The organism is Enterobacter cloacae complex sp. 2022EL-00788 (assembly GCF_026627565.1).
In the GTDB taxonomy this organism is placed as follows: Bacteria; Pseudomonadota; Gammaproteobacteria; order Enterobacterales; family Enterobacteriaceae; genus Enterobacter; species Enterobacter pasteurii.
In genome coordinates this window covers 155,386-171,653 of the sequence record NZ_JAPNMC010000002.1, presented here as the reverse complement: position 1 = coordinate 171,653, position 16,268 = coordinate 155,386, and the positions used below count along the sequence as shown (strand labels likewise).

The 16,268-nt window shown below is 57.5% G+C and carries 17 protein-coding genes; 10 read left to right on the top strand and 7 right to left on the bottom strand.

Annotated elements, in window-relative coordinates:
- Window positions 1-125: 125 nt before the first annotated feature.
- Window positions 126-758: a fimbria biosynthesis transcriptional regulator FimZ gene (fimZ, locus tag OWK27_RS03290; RefSeq protein WP_148419380.1), complete on the top strand. Its 633-nt coding sequence runs from the start codon at window positions 126-128 to the stop codon at window positions 756-758.
- 50 nt (window positions 759-808) lie between these two features.
- On the opposite strand, the gene sfmF is transcribed toward fimZ, so the two are convergent.
- The 6 genes from sfmF to fimA form a co-directional block, all read right to left on the bottom strand.
- A complete protein-coding gene (gene sfmF, locus OWK27_RS03285) occupies window positions 809-1,330 on the bottom strand; it encodes a fimbria assembly protein (RefSeq protein ID WP_267589808.1) in 522 nt (173 codons plus the stop codon).
- Window positions 1,331-1,339: 9 nt separating this feature from the next.
- Complete coding sequence (gene fimH, locus OWK27_RS03280) at window positions 1,340-2,347, bottom strand: type 1 fimbria D-mannose specific adhesin FimH (protein ID WP_242173337.1); 1,008 nt, start codon at window positions 2,345-2,347, stop codon at window positions 1,340-1,342.
- The gene (locus tag OWK27_RS03275) at window positions 2,340-4,898 is read right to left on the bottom strand and encodes a fimbrial biogenesis usher protein (protein WP_267589807.1); all 2,559 of its coding nucleotides are present in this window, start codon (window positions 4,896-4,898) and stop codon (window positions 2,340-2,342) included. The genes fimH and OWK27_RS03275 overlap by 8 nt, the downstream gene beginning before the upstream one ends.
- A 14-nt stretch (window positions 4,899-4,912) precedes the next feature.
- Entirely contained in the window at window positions 4,913-5,605 is a 693-nt protein-coding gene (gene fimC / locus OWK27_RS03270) for a type 1 fimbria chaperone FimC (RefSeq protein ID WP_176610997.1), read from the bottom strand.
- Window positions 5,606-5,639: 34 nt separating this feature from the next.
- Window positions 5,640-6,182 carry a type 1 fimbrial protein subunit FimI gene (gene fimI, locus OWK27_RS03265; protein WP_148419384.1) on the bottom strand — a complete coding sequence of 181 codons (543 nt, stop codon included), beginning with the start codon at window positions 6,180-6,182 and terminating at the stop codon, window positions 5,640-5,642.
- 69 nt (window positions 6,183-6,251) lie between these two features.
- Window positions 6,252-6,815: a type 1 fimbrial major subunit FimA gene (fimA, locus tag OWK27_RS03260; RefSeq protein ID WP_148419385.1), complete on the bottom strand. Its 564-nt coding sequence runs from the start codon at window positions 6,813-6,815 to the stop codon at window positions 6,252-6,254.
- A gap of 310 nt (window positions 6,816-7,125) precedes the next feature.
- Here fimA and folD point away from each other — a divergent pair, with 310 nt between their 5' ends.
- The 5 genes from folD to OWK27_RS03235 all read left to right on the top strand — a co-directional run bounded on the left by folD (window position 7,126) and on the right by OWK27_RS03235 (window position 11,641).
- The gene (gene folD / locus OWK27_RS03255) at window positions 7,126-7,992 is read left to right on the top strand and encodes a bifunctional methylenetetrahydrofolate dehydrogenase/methenyltetrahydrofolate cyclohydrolase FolD (RefSeq protein ID WP_148419386.1); all 867 of its coding nucleotides are present in this window, start codon (window positions 7,126-7,128) and stop codon (window positions 7,990-7,992) included.
- A gap of 2 nt (window positions 7,993-7,994) precedes the next feature.
- Window positions 7,995-8,207, top strand: a complete 213-nt coding sequence (ybcJ, locus tag OWK27_RS03250) for a ribosome-associated protein YbcJ (protein WP_023334767.1) — start codon at window positions 7,995-7,997, stop codon at window positions 8,205-8,207.
- A gap of 233 nt (window positions 8,208-8,440) precedes the next feature.
- Entirely contained in the window at window positions 8,441-9,940 is a 1,500-nt protein-coding gene (locus OWK27_RS03245; protein ID WP_193355948.1) for a PTS transporter subunit EIIC, read from the top strand.
- 83 nt (window positions 9,941-10,023) lie between these two features.
- On the top strand, window positions 10,024-11,040 hold the full coding sequence (gene malI, locus OWK27_RS03240) for a Mal regulon transcriptional regulator MalI (RefSeq protein ID WP_176611000.1): 1,017 nt from the start codon (window positions 10,024-10,026) through the stop codon (window positions 11,038-11,040).
- Between the two features lie 73 nt (window positions 11,041-11,113).
- Window positions 11,114-11,641: a metal-dependent hydrolase gene (locus tag OWK27_RS03235; protein WP_267589806.1), complete on the top strand. Its 528-nt coding sequence runs from the start codon at window positions 11,114-11,116 to the stop codon at window positions 11,639-11,641.
- An 88-nt stretch (window positions 11,642-11,729) separates the two neighbouring features.
- Here the strand turns inward: OWK27_RS03235 and cysS are convergent, their stop codons facing one another.
- Window positions 11,730-13,115: a cysteine--tRNA ligase gene (cysS, locus tag OWK27_RS03230; protein ID WP_176611001.1), complete on the bottom strand. Its 1,386-nt coding sequence runs from the start codon at window positions 13,113-13,115 to the stop codon at window positions 11,730-11,732.
- A gap of 175 nt (window positions 13,116-13,290) precedes the next feature.
- On the opposite strand from cysS, the gene ppiB reads away from it, so the two are divergent.
- The 4 genes from ppiB (at window position 13,291) to purK (ending at window position 16,204) form a co-directional block, all read left to right on the top strand.
- Complete coding sequence (gene ppiB, locus OWK27_RS03225) at window positions 13,291-13,785, top strand: peptidylprolyl isomerase B (RefSeq protein WP_000256009.1); 495 nt, start codon at window positions 13,291-13,293, stop codon at window positions 13,783-13,785.
- A 3-nt stretch (window positions 13,786-13,788) separates the two neighbouring features.
- Window positions 13,789-14,511 (top strand): UDP-2,3-diacylglucosamine diphosphatase, encoded by a 723-nt coding sequence (gene lpxH / locus OWK27_RS03220; RefSeq protein ID WP_267589805.1) that lies wholly within the window; start codon window positions 13,789-13,791, stop codon window positions 14,509-14,511.
- A 119-nt stretch (window positions 14,512-14,630) separates the two neighbouring features.
- A complete protein-coding gene (gene purE / locus OWK27_RS03215) occupies window positions 14,631-15,140 on the top strand; it encodes a 5-(carboxyamino)imidazole ribonucleotide mutase (RefSeq protein ID WP_148419392.1) in 510 nt (169 codons plus the stop codon).
- Window positions 15,137-16,204: a 5-(carboxyamino)imidazole ribonucleotide synthase gene (purK, locus tag OWK27_RS03210; protein WP_267589804.1), complete on the top strand. Its 1,068-nt coding sequence runs from the start codon at window positions 15,137-15,139 to the stop codon at window positions 16,202-16,204. Before purE ends, purK begins: the two co-directional genes overlap by 4 nt.
- Window positions 16,205-16,268 lie beyond the last annotated feature (64 nt).

Sequence of the window (16,268 nt, the reverse complement as noted above, 5' to 3'; positions counted from 1 at the left end):
ACAAGGATGCTTTCGCTCTTCACCGGGACATTTACCGTAGAAGGATCTGCGCAATTATCCTTCCGGCTTTTCGAGAGTTTTTACAAAACTCAGCATAACGCTTTTAACAATCTGAGGCATAAAAAATGAAACCGGCATCCGTTATCATTATGGACGAACATCCTATCGTCAGAATGTCGATAGAAGTCCTGCTACAGAAAAATAAAAATATCCAGGTAAAGCTGAAGTCAGGCGACAGCCACGAAGTGCTTGACTGTATACGTAACCACCCTATCGACCTGGTCATTCTTGACATTGAAATGACAGGCACGGACGGGTTCGTTTTACTCAAAAGAATCAGGAACTTAAATAAAGATATTAAAGTGCTTTTCCTCTCTTCAAAATCGGAAGCCTTCTATGCCGGCCGCGCCATTCGCGCCGGGGCCAACGGTTTTGTCAGCAAGCGAAAAGATTTGGGAGAAATTTATAACGCGGTGGAAATGATCCTGATGGGCTATTCTTTTTTCCCGTCAGAAACGTTGAGCTTTATAAATCATCTGGGCTCCCGAACAGGTGCCGCTGCGGATATGCCATTATCGAACCGTGAGGTGACGGTGCTGCGATACCTGGCGAACGGATTATCAAATAAGGAGATTGCGGATCAATTATTACTTAGCAACAAAACAATTAGTGCCCATAAGTCTAATATCTATTCCAAGCTGGGTGTGCAAAGTATCGTTGAATTAATTGATTACGCGAAAGCGCACGAATTACTCTAACCGGATCCTCTCCCTGCAGCGAATAACCGTTACAGGGAGAGCTAACGTGATTAATTATAATTAATCATAAAGGTTGCATCCGCGTCGGCGCGGCCCGGCTGCGGGTTATCTGCCGTGGCGATATAATTGGCATAAAACGACAGCTCAGCATTTCCCTGCGCATCGATCGCTACCGGCTGGCTGGCCTGCTGCATCGCGAGGCGCGTCTTATCCCTGTCACGGATCTCCACCGCAACGTTGCTGGCCGCGCTGGCATCATTTAACGCGAGCAGGCTGCTGTCGCGCCCGTCAACCTTACCCGTAAACGTTACCGACGCCGCCCCGGGCGGACAGCCGGTTAGCTTAAGGGTGAACGGCACGGGCTGCGTTCGGCTGCCCGTGGTGCTGAGCTGTTTCGTCGGCCAGGTGCCGAGCGTGACGGTTTTATTGCTGTCGTCCCCCTCCGCCACGCAGGTAAAATCCACAATATTGCCGTAGAGCTGAATGTTAATTTCCCCAAGCGCCGTCTCTGCCTGCGCCTGCGCGCAAAGCGTCAGGAGCGCCAGAGAGATATACCGCATCCCGTTTCGCATACCTGCTCCTTAGTCGTAATCGACGCGCAAATAGCCGCGAGAGGTGAAGCGTCCCTCGGCCGGTTTTTTACCCGTGACGCTGACGGGCCACGCGCGGATCCCCACCTTTGCCTGAGCGCTGTCGTCCAGGCGGAACGGGATTTTGCTGGTCAGGTTGTTTGGCGTCAGCGGTACGCCATTTTCATTGGCTATCACAAACCCCACGTCCGCGTTATCGGAGACCAGCGTACTGCCCGACACCTTCTCCGCTTCGACGCGCATCGTGAGCATGGCGTTCGCCTCAACGTTGGTGCATTTGATGGCGATGGTTTTGCTCTGCGCCGAGACCCCCTCCGGCTTGTTCCCGATGCCCGCCTTGCTGAACAGGGACGCGCCAATATCGCCAAAATCGAACTCCACCACGTTCCCGGCATTAATTTCACAGCTCTGCGGCACCTGAATGATGCCGCTGTAGCTGATGGTATAAACCGGCGTGGTGAGCGGATCCGACGCCGTCGTCGTGACGTAGACCCGGAACATGGTCGCATGCGGAATAACCACCATATTGATAAAGCGCCGGGTGACCTTCAGACGGAATACGAGGCTGGAATCCTGTACGCCAAATGGTCTGTTTTTGGAAACATTTGGGTGGCTACCCATCTGAATATATTTTTTTGGGGGGTAAAAGACGCCAGCGTAGCTGTCGGTAATTTTCATGGCCCCGTCCAGATAGTCGTTAAGCTTCAGATACTGGTAGCCGTCGCTGGTGCTGGTGATCGGGTAATCGGTAACGTAGCTTCGCTTGGTGGTGTTCCCTGACGTTCCCTTGGGGCAGACGGCGTTGACGCCTACCCACTGAGATTTCTCGCTAAGCGTGACGACCTGCCCCACCTGGTTATTGGAGCTATTGAATTTGTCCGTCAGGTCGTAATGCACCTCGGTTGGCACGCCTTTTTCATTGACGCAGACGGTGGCGAAGGCGTTAGTCACGGGCATTAACGCCAGAAGGGATAACCCCAGATAACGGATTTTAATCACAGCGGATCCCCTTAAGTGTGATCGCCTGTTGCAGGCTCTGTTCCGGCAAGCTGTAAGGCGCACGGCACTGGGACTGCTTCCCGTCGCCCCACTGAATCAGCAGTTCCCCTTCCAGCGGCAGCCCGCTCAGGTAAATCTGCCCGTCATCTCCCACCATGCTGGTTACGCCGCTTTGCGTCTCGCGCACCACGGCGCCAAACGGCACGGGCTGGTTATCGCGCTTCACGGTGAGCAGCGCGCGCACGCCGATGCGGGTATCGAAGCTGGCGCGCACCAGCGCCCCGTTCGTCGGCACGACGCTGGAGACGTTATTTTCAATGTCGGTATTGTTGCTCATGGTGTTGGTGTCGAGCGCCACGCGGTTGTAGCGGTACACCGTGGCGTACGGCATCACCGCATAGCCACGCCAGTCCGTTTTGACCCCGGTCTGGTTTTCGACGCTTACCCCTGAGGCGCCCGGCGCTTTGATCAGCACGTTGGTATCCCCCAGCGGCTGGCTGAACGTCACGCCGTCTGCGTGCCCCACCACGCCGCCGGAAAGCTGCCAGTTGAAATCGTGACGGTCGCGGGAGTAGTTGTAGCCCGCGCCCAGCGTGCCGTACGTTGCCTGCCAGCTGGCGCTGGCGCTGCCGCTTGCGCCGTTGTTGCTGGTGTGGCCCTGCGTGACGCTGTAGTTCAGGTTCCGGTCTTCGAGCAGGGTGCCGCTCACGCCGGTCTGCCAGCTGGTATCGCCGTCGCTGCTACGGCTGGCGGATGCGGTGGCATAGGCCCGGTCGATCGCGCTATCGCGGCGGTAGCCGTGACGGGTGAACAGGCTGAACGGTACCGAGACATTGAACGAGGCGATACGGTCGGTTCCGTCAATCCCGACGGCCTTGTTCCACGACCACGACAAGGAGTAACTGACCCCCTTCACCCCGCCCGCATAGCCGAGCTGGTACCAGACGTTAGACTCGCTGGTGCCCCAGTAGCTTTGCTGGCTGCCTGACACGTAAACCGAGCCGTAATCCCCGAGCGACTGAGAAATGTTGAGCTGGAAACGTCCTTTTTTATTCAGCGTCAGGTTATGGTAGCTCTGCACGTCCGGCACGCCGTCATCATCCCGATCGTCGCCATACTGATAGCCTTCCATAGAGCGCCAGGCCACGTCGTCGAGGGTATAGAAGCCTTTGGTAGAGTAGCGGTACCCCAGCAGCTGGAAGTTGGTGCCGAATCCGTTAAGGGATTTGGCGTACAGGAAACGCAGGGACTGCCCTTCATGGCGGCTGTCGTCTGCCAGCTGGCTGCGGGCGTGGGTAAGATCGAGCGAGACCGCGCCCCAGTCACCGAGGTTTTTCCCGGCACCAATGGCAATCGCCGTATAACGCGAGGCCAGCTGCGTCCCGCCGTACAGCGTGTAGCCGTCGGCAAGACCCGCAATCATTGTCCCCTGCGCGAAGAACGGGGTGTCCTGCTCGCTGTTACCGCTGCGATAGTCCCCCGCCACCAGATCGTACTTCCAGCGTCCTTCACGCTGGAGCAGCGGAACGGTGGAGTACGGGACGGTGTAGCGCTGCTGGCTGCCGTCCTTCTCTTCTACCGTCACCTCCAGGTCACCGCTTGAGGAGGTCGGGTTAAGATCGGTAATGGCAAAGGCCCCCGGCTGCACGTAGCTCTGGTAGATAACGTATCCGTTCTGGCGGATGACGACCTTGGCGGGGGTGCGGGCGATCCCGCGCACGGTAGGCGCGTAGCCCTGAAGGCTGTCCGGGTACATGCTGTCGGACGAGTAGAGTCGCCCGCCGCGAAAACCGACGCTGTCGAAGACGTCGTTACCGGTGTTGCTGTCGCCGAGCACCAGCTCGCTTTTCAGCGGAATAACCGTACGCTGCGCCCAGGTGCCGATATTTTGCCAGCTGCTGTGCCGCTGGCCGTTGCTTTCGGTGTAGCGCCACGCGCCGTTGTTGCGTAATCGCCACGCACCGTAGTTCAACCCGCTTTGCAGGTTCAGATAATAGCTGTCGTCGTCGCTGCCGCGGTTGCCGGTAAAGCTGTAGTTTACCAGCGCGGCAGGAATGCCTTCATCCCACTGCTCGGGCGGGATGTAGCCCCGGGCGCTGTTTTGCATCGCCACCTGCGGCAGGCTGACGTTCAAACGCTGCGACGCGAAGTTGAACGCCGTTTCGCTGCCGGGAATAGCCGTGGCAAGCGGAACGCAGGTATCGCCCTGCACGTTGCTCAGCTCCGGGAAGGCGGCGATATTGACGCCAAAGCGGTCGAGCATCGCGCGCGTAATACAGGGCGCCAGACCGCCCGCGACCGGCGGCGTGTTGTCGGCTTGCTCAAAACGCACGTCCTGGGTGCCGATAAACTCATCGTTACGCCAGATATCGACGCGATAGACGCCCGGAGCCTGCTGGTGGCCCTTTTCAAAGCGCGACAAATCCGCCACGCTCGCCGCGTCATCGGAGAGAAACGCCGGGTTAAAGTAGCTCTCGCCCCAGCCGGCATGCGGCCAGAGCGTTGCCATCAGTGCCAGTGCAACCGGGCAGTAACGCCATTGAGTGTTCATCGCCCTGTCTCTGCTCACAGGCTGACGCTACGCGCCGGCGTAATGGCGCCATAGTCGTTTACGCTCTGCCAGGAGAGCGTGCCGCTGGCCGCGGACGGCAGCACCTGCTGGGCCGAGCTTTTCGGCGCGACCATCAGGTTGTCCAGCGTCTTACCGCCAAGCTTCAGATTGACCAGCGTGACGTAATACGGCGAGGCATTGCTCACCTTCAGGTGGTTGCCGGCGCGCTCAAAACGCAGCTGCGAGAGCGCCTCTTCTGGCGGCATCGCCAGGTTAGCCGGGCGAACAAACAGCTTGATGCGTGACAGAATGGCCAGCTGCAGTACGTTGTTGCCGTCCTGATTTTTTTTGCTGACGGACGGAATCGCTTTGACGTTCATGTAAAAGAGCGATTCGCGATCGGCGGGCAGCGCCGGGCCGGCGTAAATAATGCGCAGCGTGTTTTCGCTGTCCGGCTCGCTGACAAACAGCGGCGGCGTGACGGCAAAGGTTTTTTCTTTTTGCCCGTTCGCATTTTCAATCCACGCGTTAATTAAATAGCGCTCTTTTTTATTGCTGTTGGTGATCGCCAGGGACGTTTGTTTTGCATCGGCCGGATAAATAACGCGCGTCGCGCCCAGCGCAATTCCGCCGGACGCATTCGCGCTGGCAGAGATCGTCATCAAAATAAAAGTTAAAAACAGTCCAGGTTTAATCAGGGTGTTCATCACAACCGTACCTTTAATAATGGGTTCGCAGGCGTCAGGGATAAATTAGCGTAAACCAGACATTCGACTGAATATTGCCTGGCACAAGGTGTTCGGAAATTACGCGGTAGCGGGCGCTAAAATGAAATGCCAGCTCCGGGGCGTTAACGGGTAACCAGCTGACCGCCGTCGCGTTCGGGATGATCTGACGCTGTTGGTCGTCAAAAAGCGCCAGCCCGACCCCGCTGCTGACCGCGTTTTCTCCCGGCCGCGATGTCGCCAGGAAAACCTGCGGATCTTCTGCGGGCGTCACCCCCTGGAACTGGATCCCCACGGTGCGGGAGACATCCACGCTGCAATCCAGCAGCCTTACGGTGAAGGGCACGTTAACCGTGGAAAAACTGCCGACGCCGGAAAATGAGTTTGTGCGGTATTGCCCCATATCCACGCGCATGTTCTGGCTGTCCGGAGCCACGGCGCAGCCGCCGTTGACCAGTTCTCCTCTGAGGTGCACTTTGCCGCCGTCAATCACAACGGTATGTGCGTTTACCGCTGGGGCAATCGCAAGGGCAAACAGCAGTATCCCAGTCCTTGTCATCCTTCGCTCCCGGTATCAGCGATTAAAAGACCTCCTCCCTGAGGCCAGCCACGTCCCTGTAAACAGGCATTACTCGTATTTCATTACGAAAGTAGCGTCCGCGTTTGCCTGGCCTGGCGCGGTGGTCGCAGCCGTGGCTTTATAGCGCGCGGTGAAGTTCAGGATGTTGGTCCCTTCGATCAGGCTCTGCGCCGCAGAGAAGGAGGAGCCGTCTGGGGTCAGCGTGGTGGATTTGCTGTCGAGGATCTCAATGCCCACGCCTTTCGCGGAGTTGTCGTTGTTACCGGAGCTTACCGCCAGCAGGGTTTTGTCGGTTGCGTCGATCTGACCGGTGAACGCAACAGCAGCGGTTTTCGCTACCGCAGGATCGCAATCGTTCAGCTCGATGGTGAACGGAACGTTGGAAGAGGTATCACCGACTTTGGTGAATTTCGCGGTACGGTACTGACCGAGCTTAACCGTCTGCTCGGAAGAGTCAGTATTTACTGAACACGCGGCATTCACTAATTCACCTTTAAAATGCACGGTACCACCGTTAACGGTGACAGGGGTAACAGGATCTTCTGCGTGAGCGGCACCCGCGACCAGGGCCAAAGTTGCAATAACAGTAGAAGCAATGTTGCTGAGTTTCATGTCTATTCCTTTAAAATGTAAATAACCCTTCCCGTAAACGATCGGGAATAAGAAATACGTTCAATTAAAAAATTGAAGGCTTATTTCGGAGGAAACAAAGTAGCTCAGGAATGTATTTTGTAATATGTCAAAACGCTGCCATTTAGCCAGGTCACATCCTAATCCCGACTAAGAAATTGACCATGCCCCAGGAAGGGATTTTGCGGTTCGTTGATGAAATCTGGCAAAGGGTGACTGACAGCGGCCCTCGCTTCTGACAAAATACGGGCAATCCCCCCTTTCTAACGTTACAGACGGAATCTTCTCTCTGATGGCAGCAACGATTATTGACGGTAAAACGATTGCGCAGCAGGTGCGCTCTGAGGTCGCGGAAAAAGTGAAGGCGCGTAAAGCGGCCGGATTTCGCGCGCCCGGGCTGGCCGTTGTGCTGGTTGGCAGCAACCCGGCTTCGCAAATTTATGTCGGCAGCAAGCGCAAAGCGTGTGAAGAGGTGGGCTTCGTCTCCCGCTCTTACGATCTGCCGGAAACCACCAGCGAAGCGGAACTGCTGGAACTTATTGACACCCTGAATGCCGATAAAGCAATCGACGGCATCCTGGTTCAGCTGCCGCTGCCTGCGGGCATCGACAATGTGAAGGTGCTGGAGCGCATCGCCCCAGACAAAGACGTTGACGGTTTTCACCCGTATAACGTCGGCCGCCTGTGCCAGCGCGCGCCGCGCCTGCGTCCGTGCACGCCGCGCGGCATCGTAACGCTGCTGGAGCGCTATAACATCGACACCTACGGCCTGAACGCCGTGGTGATTGGCGCCTCCAACATCGTGGGCCGCCCGATGAGCATGGAGCTGCTGCTGGCGGGCTGCACCACCACCGTCACCCACCGCTTCACCAAAAACCTGCGCCACCACGTTGAAAACGCCGATCTGCTGATCGTCGCGGTCGGCAAGCCGGGCTTTATTCCGGGCGAGTGGATCAAAGAGGGCGCAATCGTCGTGGACGTGGGCATTAACCGTCTCGAAAACGGCAAGGTGGTCGGCGACGTGGTATACGAGGATGCCGCCGCGCGCGCGTCCTACATTACCCCGGTCCCGGGCGGCGTAGGCCCGATGACGGTAGCAACACTCATTCAGAATACCTTGCAGGCGTGCGAGGAGTATCACGACGTAGAGGACGCGTAATCATGGCAACTTTTTCTTTAGGTAAACACCCGCACGTTGAGCTGTGCGATCTGCTGAAGCTGGAAGGCTGGAGCGAAAGCGGCGCGCAGGCGAAAATCGTGATTGCCGACGGCCTGGTGAAGGTCGACGGCGTGGTGGAAACCCGCAAGCGCTGCAAAATTGTCGCGGGCCAGACCGTAAGCTTTGAAGGTCAGAGCGTGACGGTTACGGCCTGAGCTGTCTGATGCCCTCACCCTAACCCTCTCCCCCAGGGAGAGGGGATAGACATCCCCCCACACTCATCGCGGTTAATTATCGATCAACTTCAAATAATCACTTTTCCCTCTGGCGAAATGTGAAAATTAAGTTGCACGATTTTCAGACTTTCCCCACGATAAGTAGAACGTTCTACTAAAACGTTCTACTTACAATAACGGCGCTAAAAAAGCGCTACTCGGGGGAAGTCAGCATGAGTCTGATATCAGGGTTTGTTAAATCGTTGTCTAAGCTATCGATGATTGGTCGCGCCTTAATGCTGCCAATTTCACTGCTTCCCGCCGCTGGCCTGCTGCTGGCCTTCGGCGACAAGTTCCACCTGCCGCTAATGATGAACGCTGGCGGGGTTATTTTTGATAACCTGCCGATGCTCTTTGCTATCGGCTCTGCCGTGGGACTGGCATCGGAATCGGGCATCGCTGCCCTCTCTGCGGCGGTCTCGGTGTTTGTCACCAACATCACCATTAGCACGGTGCTGAGCATTACGCCGGAAATGGCCGCTCAGGGCGGGAAATACGCCATGGTGGTCGGGATACCGACCTTGCAGATGGGCGTCTTTGGCGGGCTGATCTGCGGTATTCTCGCCGCAGGGTGCTATAACCGCTTTCATACCATGCAGCTGCCGGAGTTTCTCGGCTTCTTCTCCGGCAAGCGTTTTGTGGCAATTGCGACGGCGTTTCTGTCGTTCCTGCTTGGCCTGCTGCTGCCGTACGTCTGGCAGCATATTCAGTCCGGGATAGACGCCCTGTCCGTAGTGGTGAATGGTGATAACCAGGCGGCCTCGACCTTTATCTTCGGATTCGTGGAGCGCGCGCTGATCCCGCTCGGCCTGCATCATATCTGGTATCCGTCCTTCTGGTACTCGTTTGGCGATTACACCACTCAGGCGGGACAGGTGATCCACGGCGACCAGACCATCTGGTTCAAGATGCTTGAAGAGGGGGTGAAATCGTTCAGCAGCGACACCTACCAGAACGCCGGTAAGTTCATGCAGGGTGAGTTCCCGCTCATGCTGTTTGCGCTCCCTGCGGCGTGCCTGGCGATGTACCACGAAGCGCACACTAAAAACAAAAAAATCGCGGCCGGTATTCTGTTCTCGGCGGCGCTGACCTGCTTCCTGACGGGGATCACCGAGCCGGTAGAGTTCACCTTTATTTTCGTGGCCCCGATCCTGTACATCTTCAACGCCGTCATGGCGGGCCTGGCGTACATGACCATGTACCTGATGCACGCGCATATCGCCAAATCCTTCTCGGCGGGCTTTATCGACTACCTGTCGTTCGGGATCCTGCCGTCGTTTAACGGCTATCAGACCAACTTCCTGAACGCCATCATCATCGGCATTCCGATGGCGCTGATCTACTACTTCACGTTCCGCTTTGTGATCCGCCGTTTCGACGTAAAAACACCGGGTCGTACCGAAGTGACCGCTAACGTGAATGACAAGTCCGATTCCGAACTTGCCACCGAAATCATCACACTGCTTGGCGGCGCGCAGAACATCGACTCCGTCGGCGCCTGTATCACCCGCCTGCGTCTTGAAGTGGCGAAGAGCGAGGCGGTGGATAAGGATGGTCTGAACGGGCTTGGCGCGCGCGGCGTGGTATTCGTCGGCGACAACGGCATACAGGTGATTTTCGGTGCCAGAGCACAGTTTATCGCCCAGACCATGTCCACGATGATTGGCAAATAATAAGATGCCTGAAGGAGGCGTCTCCTGTACGCTGGGGGACGCGTCTTATCCGGCTGATATTCGGTACATTTCAGGGAGCGGTTTTGAAGAAAGTCAGCATTATTGATGTTGCAAAGCATGCGGGCGTGTCGGTCTCCACCGTCTCGCTGGTGCTGCGCCAGAAAGGAAAAATCTCAGAAGCGACGATCGGGAAGGTCAATGCTGCCATCGATACGCTGGGCTATGTTCATAACGTCGCCGCTGCCAACCTCCGCGCCAACACCTCCAACGTAATCGGCCTGATCCTGCGAGACTTTAGCGACAGCTTTTCCATCAAGGTGATGGCGAGCATCGTCCAGGAGCTGGAGAAGCAGGGCTATATGGTTTTTCTCGGTCAGCCGCTGAACGACGGTGAACACCTTGAGCGGACCCTGCTCTCTTTTAAGCAGCAGGGCGTGGCGGGTGTTATCTACCTGGCGTCGGATACCCGCACCGCAGCGCTGCCGGAACACATTCGCCAGTGCCCGCTTCCGCTTGTCGCGGTGTCGCAGTCTTTGCTGGACGAGAAATGCAACCTGGTCATGCGCGATAACCGCCAGGCGGCGAGCCTGGCCGCTCGTTACCTAATCGGGCGCGGGCACCGCAACATCGCCTACATCGGTGGGCGCGACGGCTGCCGCATCCGCGAGGAACGTCTGCTCGGTTTTCGCAGCGCGATGACGCAAAACGGGCTGGTCTGGCGTGACGACTACTCCCCGGCCTGCACCGACGACACGCGGGCGGCTGCACTGGTGACTCGCCAGCTGCTGGAGAAGAACAATACGATTACCGCCCTGCTCTGCCACTCGCCCGATGCGATGATCGGCTCGATAACCGGCATTCACCAGGTGGGGCGTACGGTGGGGAAAGATGTCTTCTTGACGCAGCAGGTGGCGCTGATTGGTTTTGAAGATATGCTCCACGTTAACCTCACGTCACCGTCGTTTACCTACGTTTCGTCTGCCAGTGAAGAGACGGGCCGCCAGGCCGCGGGGTTGATGATCCGCAAGCTAAAAGCACCTGAGCTGCAAACCCAGCGCATTACCCTCTCCGGGCAGCTTATCGCGCGCGAGTCGGCGTAAAATCAGAATTTAGCACGGGTTTGCCGGAAGGCAACTGCTGCTATATTTCCATGATTTGCCATGGATAAATGCAATGCCTACCGTTATCACCCACGCCGCTGTTCCCCTGTGTCTGGGCTTAGGGCTCGGAACAAAAATCATCCCTCCCCGCCTGTTGTTTGTCGGGATCGTCCTCGCCATGCTGCCGGATGCCGACGTGCTGGCGTTTAAATTCGGCGTTGCCTACGGCAATATTTTCGGCCACCGGGGCTTTACCCATTCGCTGCTGTTTGCCTTTGTGGTGCCCATACTCTGCGTGCTGGCGGATCGACGATGGTTTAGGGCCAGCCTGACGCGCTGCTGGCTGTTTTTAACCGTGTCGCTGCTGTCGCACAGCCTGCTGGATTCTGTTACCACCGGCGGGAAAGGCGTCGGCTGGCTGTGGCCATGGTCAGATGAACGCTTCTTTGCGCCGTGGCAGGTCATAAAAGTCGCGCCGTTTGCGCTGTCGCGCTATACCACGCCGTACGGGCATCAGGTCATTATTTCGGAACTGCTGTGGGTGTGGCTGCCGGGGGCGGTACTGATGGGATTGCTGTGGTGGAGAAAGCGTGCGCGCTGATGCCCTCACCCCGGCCCTCTCCCACGGGGAGAGGGAGAAAACCTAACAATTCCCTCTCCCTGTGGGAGAGGGTTAGGGTGAGGGGAAATTACTTACGACGCCAGGTGGTACCCTGCGGGCCGTCTTCCAGAATAATACCCATCTCGGTCAGACGGTTACGCGCCGCATCCGCTGCCGCCCAGTCTTTCGCCTGACGCGCCTCGAAACGCGCCTTAATCAGCGCTTCGATTTCCGCCACTTCGCCGTCGTCCGCCTGCGCGCCGCTTTGCAGGAACACGTCCGGCTCCTGCTCCAGCAGGCCGAGCACGGAAGAGAGCTTACGCAGATGAGACGCCAGCGCATTGGCCGCTGCCATGTCCTCTGACTTCAGGCGGTTCACCTCACGCGCCATGTCGAACAGCACCGAGTAGGCTTCCGGCGTGTTGAAGTCGTCGTTCATAACCTCAATGAAGCGGGCTTCGAACGCCTCGCCGCCTGCGGCCGGAACAGACCGGTCGGTGCCGCGCAGGGCGGTGTACAGACGTTCCAGCGCAGAGCGCGCCTGCTTCAGGTTCTCTTCGCTGTAGTTCAGCTGGCTGCGGTAGTGGCCGGACATCAGGAAGTAGCGCACGGTTTCCGCGTCGTAATACTTCAGCACGTCACGCACGGTGAAGAAGTTGCCCAGCGATTTAGACATCTTCTCGCGATCCACCATCACCATCCCGGAGTGCATCCAGTAGTTCACGTACTCGCCGCCGTGCGCGCAGGTAGACTGCGCGATTTCGTTTTCGTGGTGCGGGAACATCAGATCCGAACCGCCGCCGTGAATGTCGAAATGGTTACCCAGCTGTTTGCAGTTCATCGCTGAACACTCAATGTGCCAGCCCGGACGGCCTTCGCCCCACGGGGATGGCCAGCTTGGTTCGCCCTCTTTGGACATCTTCCACAGCACGAAGTCCATCGGGTTACGCTTCACGTCAACCACGTCAACGCGCGCACCGGCCTGGAGCTGCTCCAGATCCTGACGGGAAAGCGCACCGTAGGTTGGATCCGTCGGCACCGAGAACATGACGTCGCCGTTGTCCGCCACATAGGCGTGACCGCGCGCGATCAGCTTTTCGGTGATCTCGATAATTTCATGGATGTGGTGGGTTGCACGCGGCTCGCTGTCCGGGCGCAGAATATTTAAGGCGTCAAAGTCCTTGTGCATTTCAGCGATCATGCGATCCACCAGCGCCACAAAGCTTTCGCCATTTTCATTAGCGCGCTTAATGATCTTGTCGTCGATGTCGGTGATGTTGCGCACATACTTCAGGTTATAGCCCAGGAAGCGCAGGTAGCGTGACACCACATCGAACGCGACAAAGGTACGGCCATGGCCGATATGACAGAGATCGTAAACCGTAATACCACACACGTACATGCCGACTTCCCCGGCATGGATAGGTTTAAATTCCTCTTTTTGGCGCGTCATTGTATTAAAGATTTTTAACATCGAAGATTCCATGTAAACACGTGTGTGGATTGTTTGTTCCTTATAATACCCATAATTGGGAGCACGGTCAGCACACAATGCAAGGTGATCGTGTCCTGTGGTTATGCTATAACAAGCCCCTATATGTGACCCGAGCACGGGTCGACGCACCACAATAACGGAACAGGATGCAAAAATGGTTACTTTCCACACTAATCATGGCGATATCGTAATCAAAACCTTTGATGACAAAGCGCCTGAAACAGTTAAAAACTTCCTGGACTACTGCCGCGAAGGTTTCTACAACAACACCATCTTCCACCGTGTGATCAACGGCTTTATGATCCAGGGCGGCGGTTTCGAGCCTGGCATGCGCCAGAAAGAGACCAAAGAAGCGATCAAAAACGAAGCGAACAACGGCCTGAAAAACACCCGTGGTACGCTGGCAATGGCCCGTACTCAGGCCCCGCACTCTGCAACCGCACAGTTCTTCATTAACGTGGCGGACAACGACTTCCTGAACTTCTCTGGCGAAAGCCTGCAGGGCTGGGGCTACTGCGTATTCGCAGAAGTGGTTGAAGGAATGGACGTGGTCGACAAGATCAAAGCCGTTTCTACTGGCCGCAGCGGCATGCACCAGGACGTTCCTAAAGAAGACGTTGTGATCACAAGCGTGACCGTCAGCGAGTAATTCGTGGCGACACTCTTTATTGCGGATCTGCATCTGCAAACGGAAGAACCGGCGATAACCGCCGGTTTTCTGCGTTTTTTACGCGGTGAAGCGAAAAGCGCCGACGCGCTGTACATTCTGGGCGACCTGTTTGAAGCCTGGATCGGCGACGACGATCCGAACCCGCTGCACCGTGAAATGGCAGCCGCCATCAAAGCGCTGGTTGATGCCGGTGTGCCCTGCTATTTCATTCACGGCAACCGTGATTTTCTGATCGGCAAGCGCTATGCCCGCGAGAGCGGCATGCTGCTGCTGCCGGAAGAACAGGTGCTCGACCTCTATGGCCGCAAGGTGTTGATCATGCACGGCGACACGCTTTGCACCGACGATACCGGCTATCTGGCGTTTCGCGCCAGGGTCCACACCCCGTGGATCCAAAAACTGTTTCTCGCTCTGCCGCTCTTTATCCGCAGCCGCATCGCCGCCAGAATGCGCGCGGGCAGCAAAGCCGCCAACAGCAGTAAGTCGATGACCATCATGGACGTTAACCCGCAGGCGGTGGTTAGCGTGATGGAGAAGCATCGCGTCCAGTGGCTGATCCACGGTCATACCCATCGTCCCGACGTGCACTCCCTTGTCGCCAACGGCGAGCCCGCCCATCGCGTGGTTTTAGGCGCGTGGCACAGCGAAGGATCGATGGTAAAAGTCACGCCGGAAGGTGTGGAGCTGATCTCCTTCCCGTTTTAACGGCTTCTCGTCTTTTCGCCCATTTCTCAACTACGCAACCGTTTTCCTTGCCGGTATTACATGCTATTCTCTGTGCCCTCGAAAGCAGTGTGTTCCGCACCACAGGAGTTTTAAGACGCATGTCTTCCCGCAATAATCCGGCGCGTGTCGCCATCGTGATGGGGTCCAAAAGCGACTGGGCTACCATGCAGTTCGCCGCCGAAATCTTTGAAATCCTGAATGTTCCGCACCACGTTGAAGTGGTTTCCGCACACCGTACGCCGGACAAACTGTTCAGCTTCGCCGAAAGCGCCGAAGAGAACGGTTACGAGGTGATCGTTGCCGGTGCGGGCGGCGCAGCACATCTGCCGGGCATGATTGCCGCTAAAACGCTGGTGCCGGTACTGGGTGTGCCGGTACAGAGCGCCGCATTAAGCGGAGTCGACAGCCTCTATTCTATCGTCCAGATGCCGCGCGGCATTCCCGTCGGCACGCTGGCAATTGGCAAAGCGGGTGCGGCAAACGCCGCGCTGCTGGCGGCGCAGATCCTTGCCACCCACGATAAAGACCTCCACCAGCGCCTGGCGGACTGGCGTAAAGCCCAGACCGATGAGGTGTTGGATAACCCGGATCCGCGGGGTGCGGCATGAAGCAGGTTTGCGTTCTCGGTAACGGTCAGCTTGGCCGTATGCTGCGCCAGGCCGGTGAACCGCTGGGTATTTCCGTCTGGCCGGTCGGGCTGGATGCCGAACCGGAGGCCGTGCCGTTCCATCAGAGCGTGATCACCGCCGAGATTGAACGCTGGCCGGAAACCGCCCTTACGCGTGAACTGGCGCGCCATAACGCCTTTGTAAACCGCGACGTGTTCCCGATCGTTGCCGACCGCCTGACGCAAAAGCAGCTTTTCGACAAGCTCGGGCTGGCAACCGCGCCGTGGCAGCTGTTGTCCGATAAAAGCGAGTGGAGCGACGTCTTCGCGATGCTGGGCGAGCTGGCGATTGTGAAGCGTCGCGTCGGCGGCTACGACGGTCGCGGGCAGTGGCGTCTGCGCGCGCACGAGACCGCAGAGCTGCCGGATGACTGCTATGGCGAGTGCATCGTTGAGCAGGGCATTAACTTCAGCGGCGAAGTGTCGCTGGTTGGCGCGCGCGGCTACGACGGCCGTACGGTGTTTTATCCCCTCACGCACAACCTGCATCAGGACGGCATTCTGCGCACCAGCGTCGTCTTCCCGCAGGCCAATGCTGACCAGCAGGCGCAGGCGGAGGAGATGCTTTCAGCCATCATGCACGAGCTGGGCTACGTGGGCGTTATGGCGATGGAGTGTTTCGTCACGCCGTCGGGTCTGCTGATTAACGAACTGGCCCCGCGCGTGCACAACAGCGGACACTGGACACAAAACGGCGCCTCCATCAGCCAGTTTGAGCTGCACCTGCGCGCCATTACCGACCTGCCCCTGCCGCAGCCGGTGGTAACCAGCCCGTCGGTGATGATCAACCTGATCGGCACCGATCTGAACTACGACTGGCTGAAGCTGCCGCTGGTGCACCTGCACTGGTACGACAAAGAGGTTCGCGCGGGCCGTAAGGTGGGTCACCTCAACCTGAACGACACCGATACCGATCGCCTGAGCGCCACCCTGGAAGCGATCGTCCCTCTGCTGCCGCCAGAGTACGCGAGCGGCATTGTCTGGGCACAATCAAAGCTCAGGTAAGCCCTATCTGCGCCGGGGAGTTGACCTTCCCCTTCCCCGGCGTACAATTCCCGCCCATTGCTGC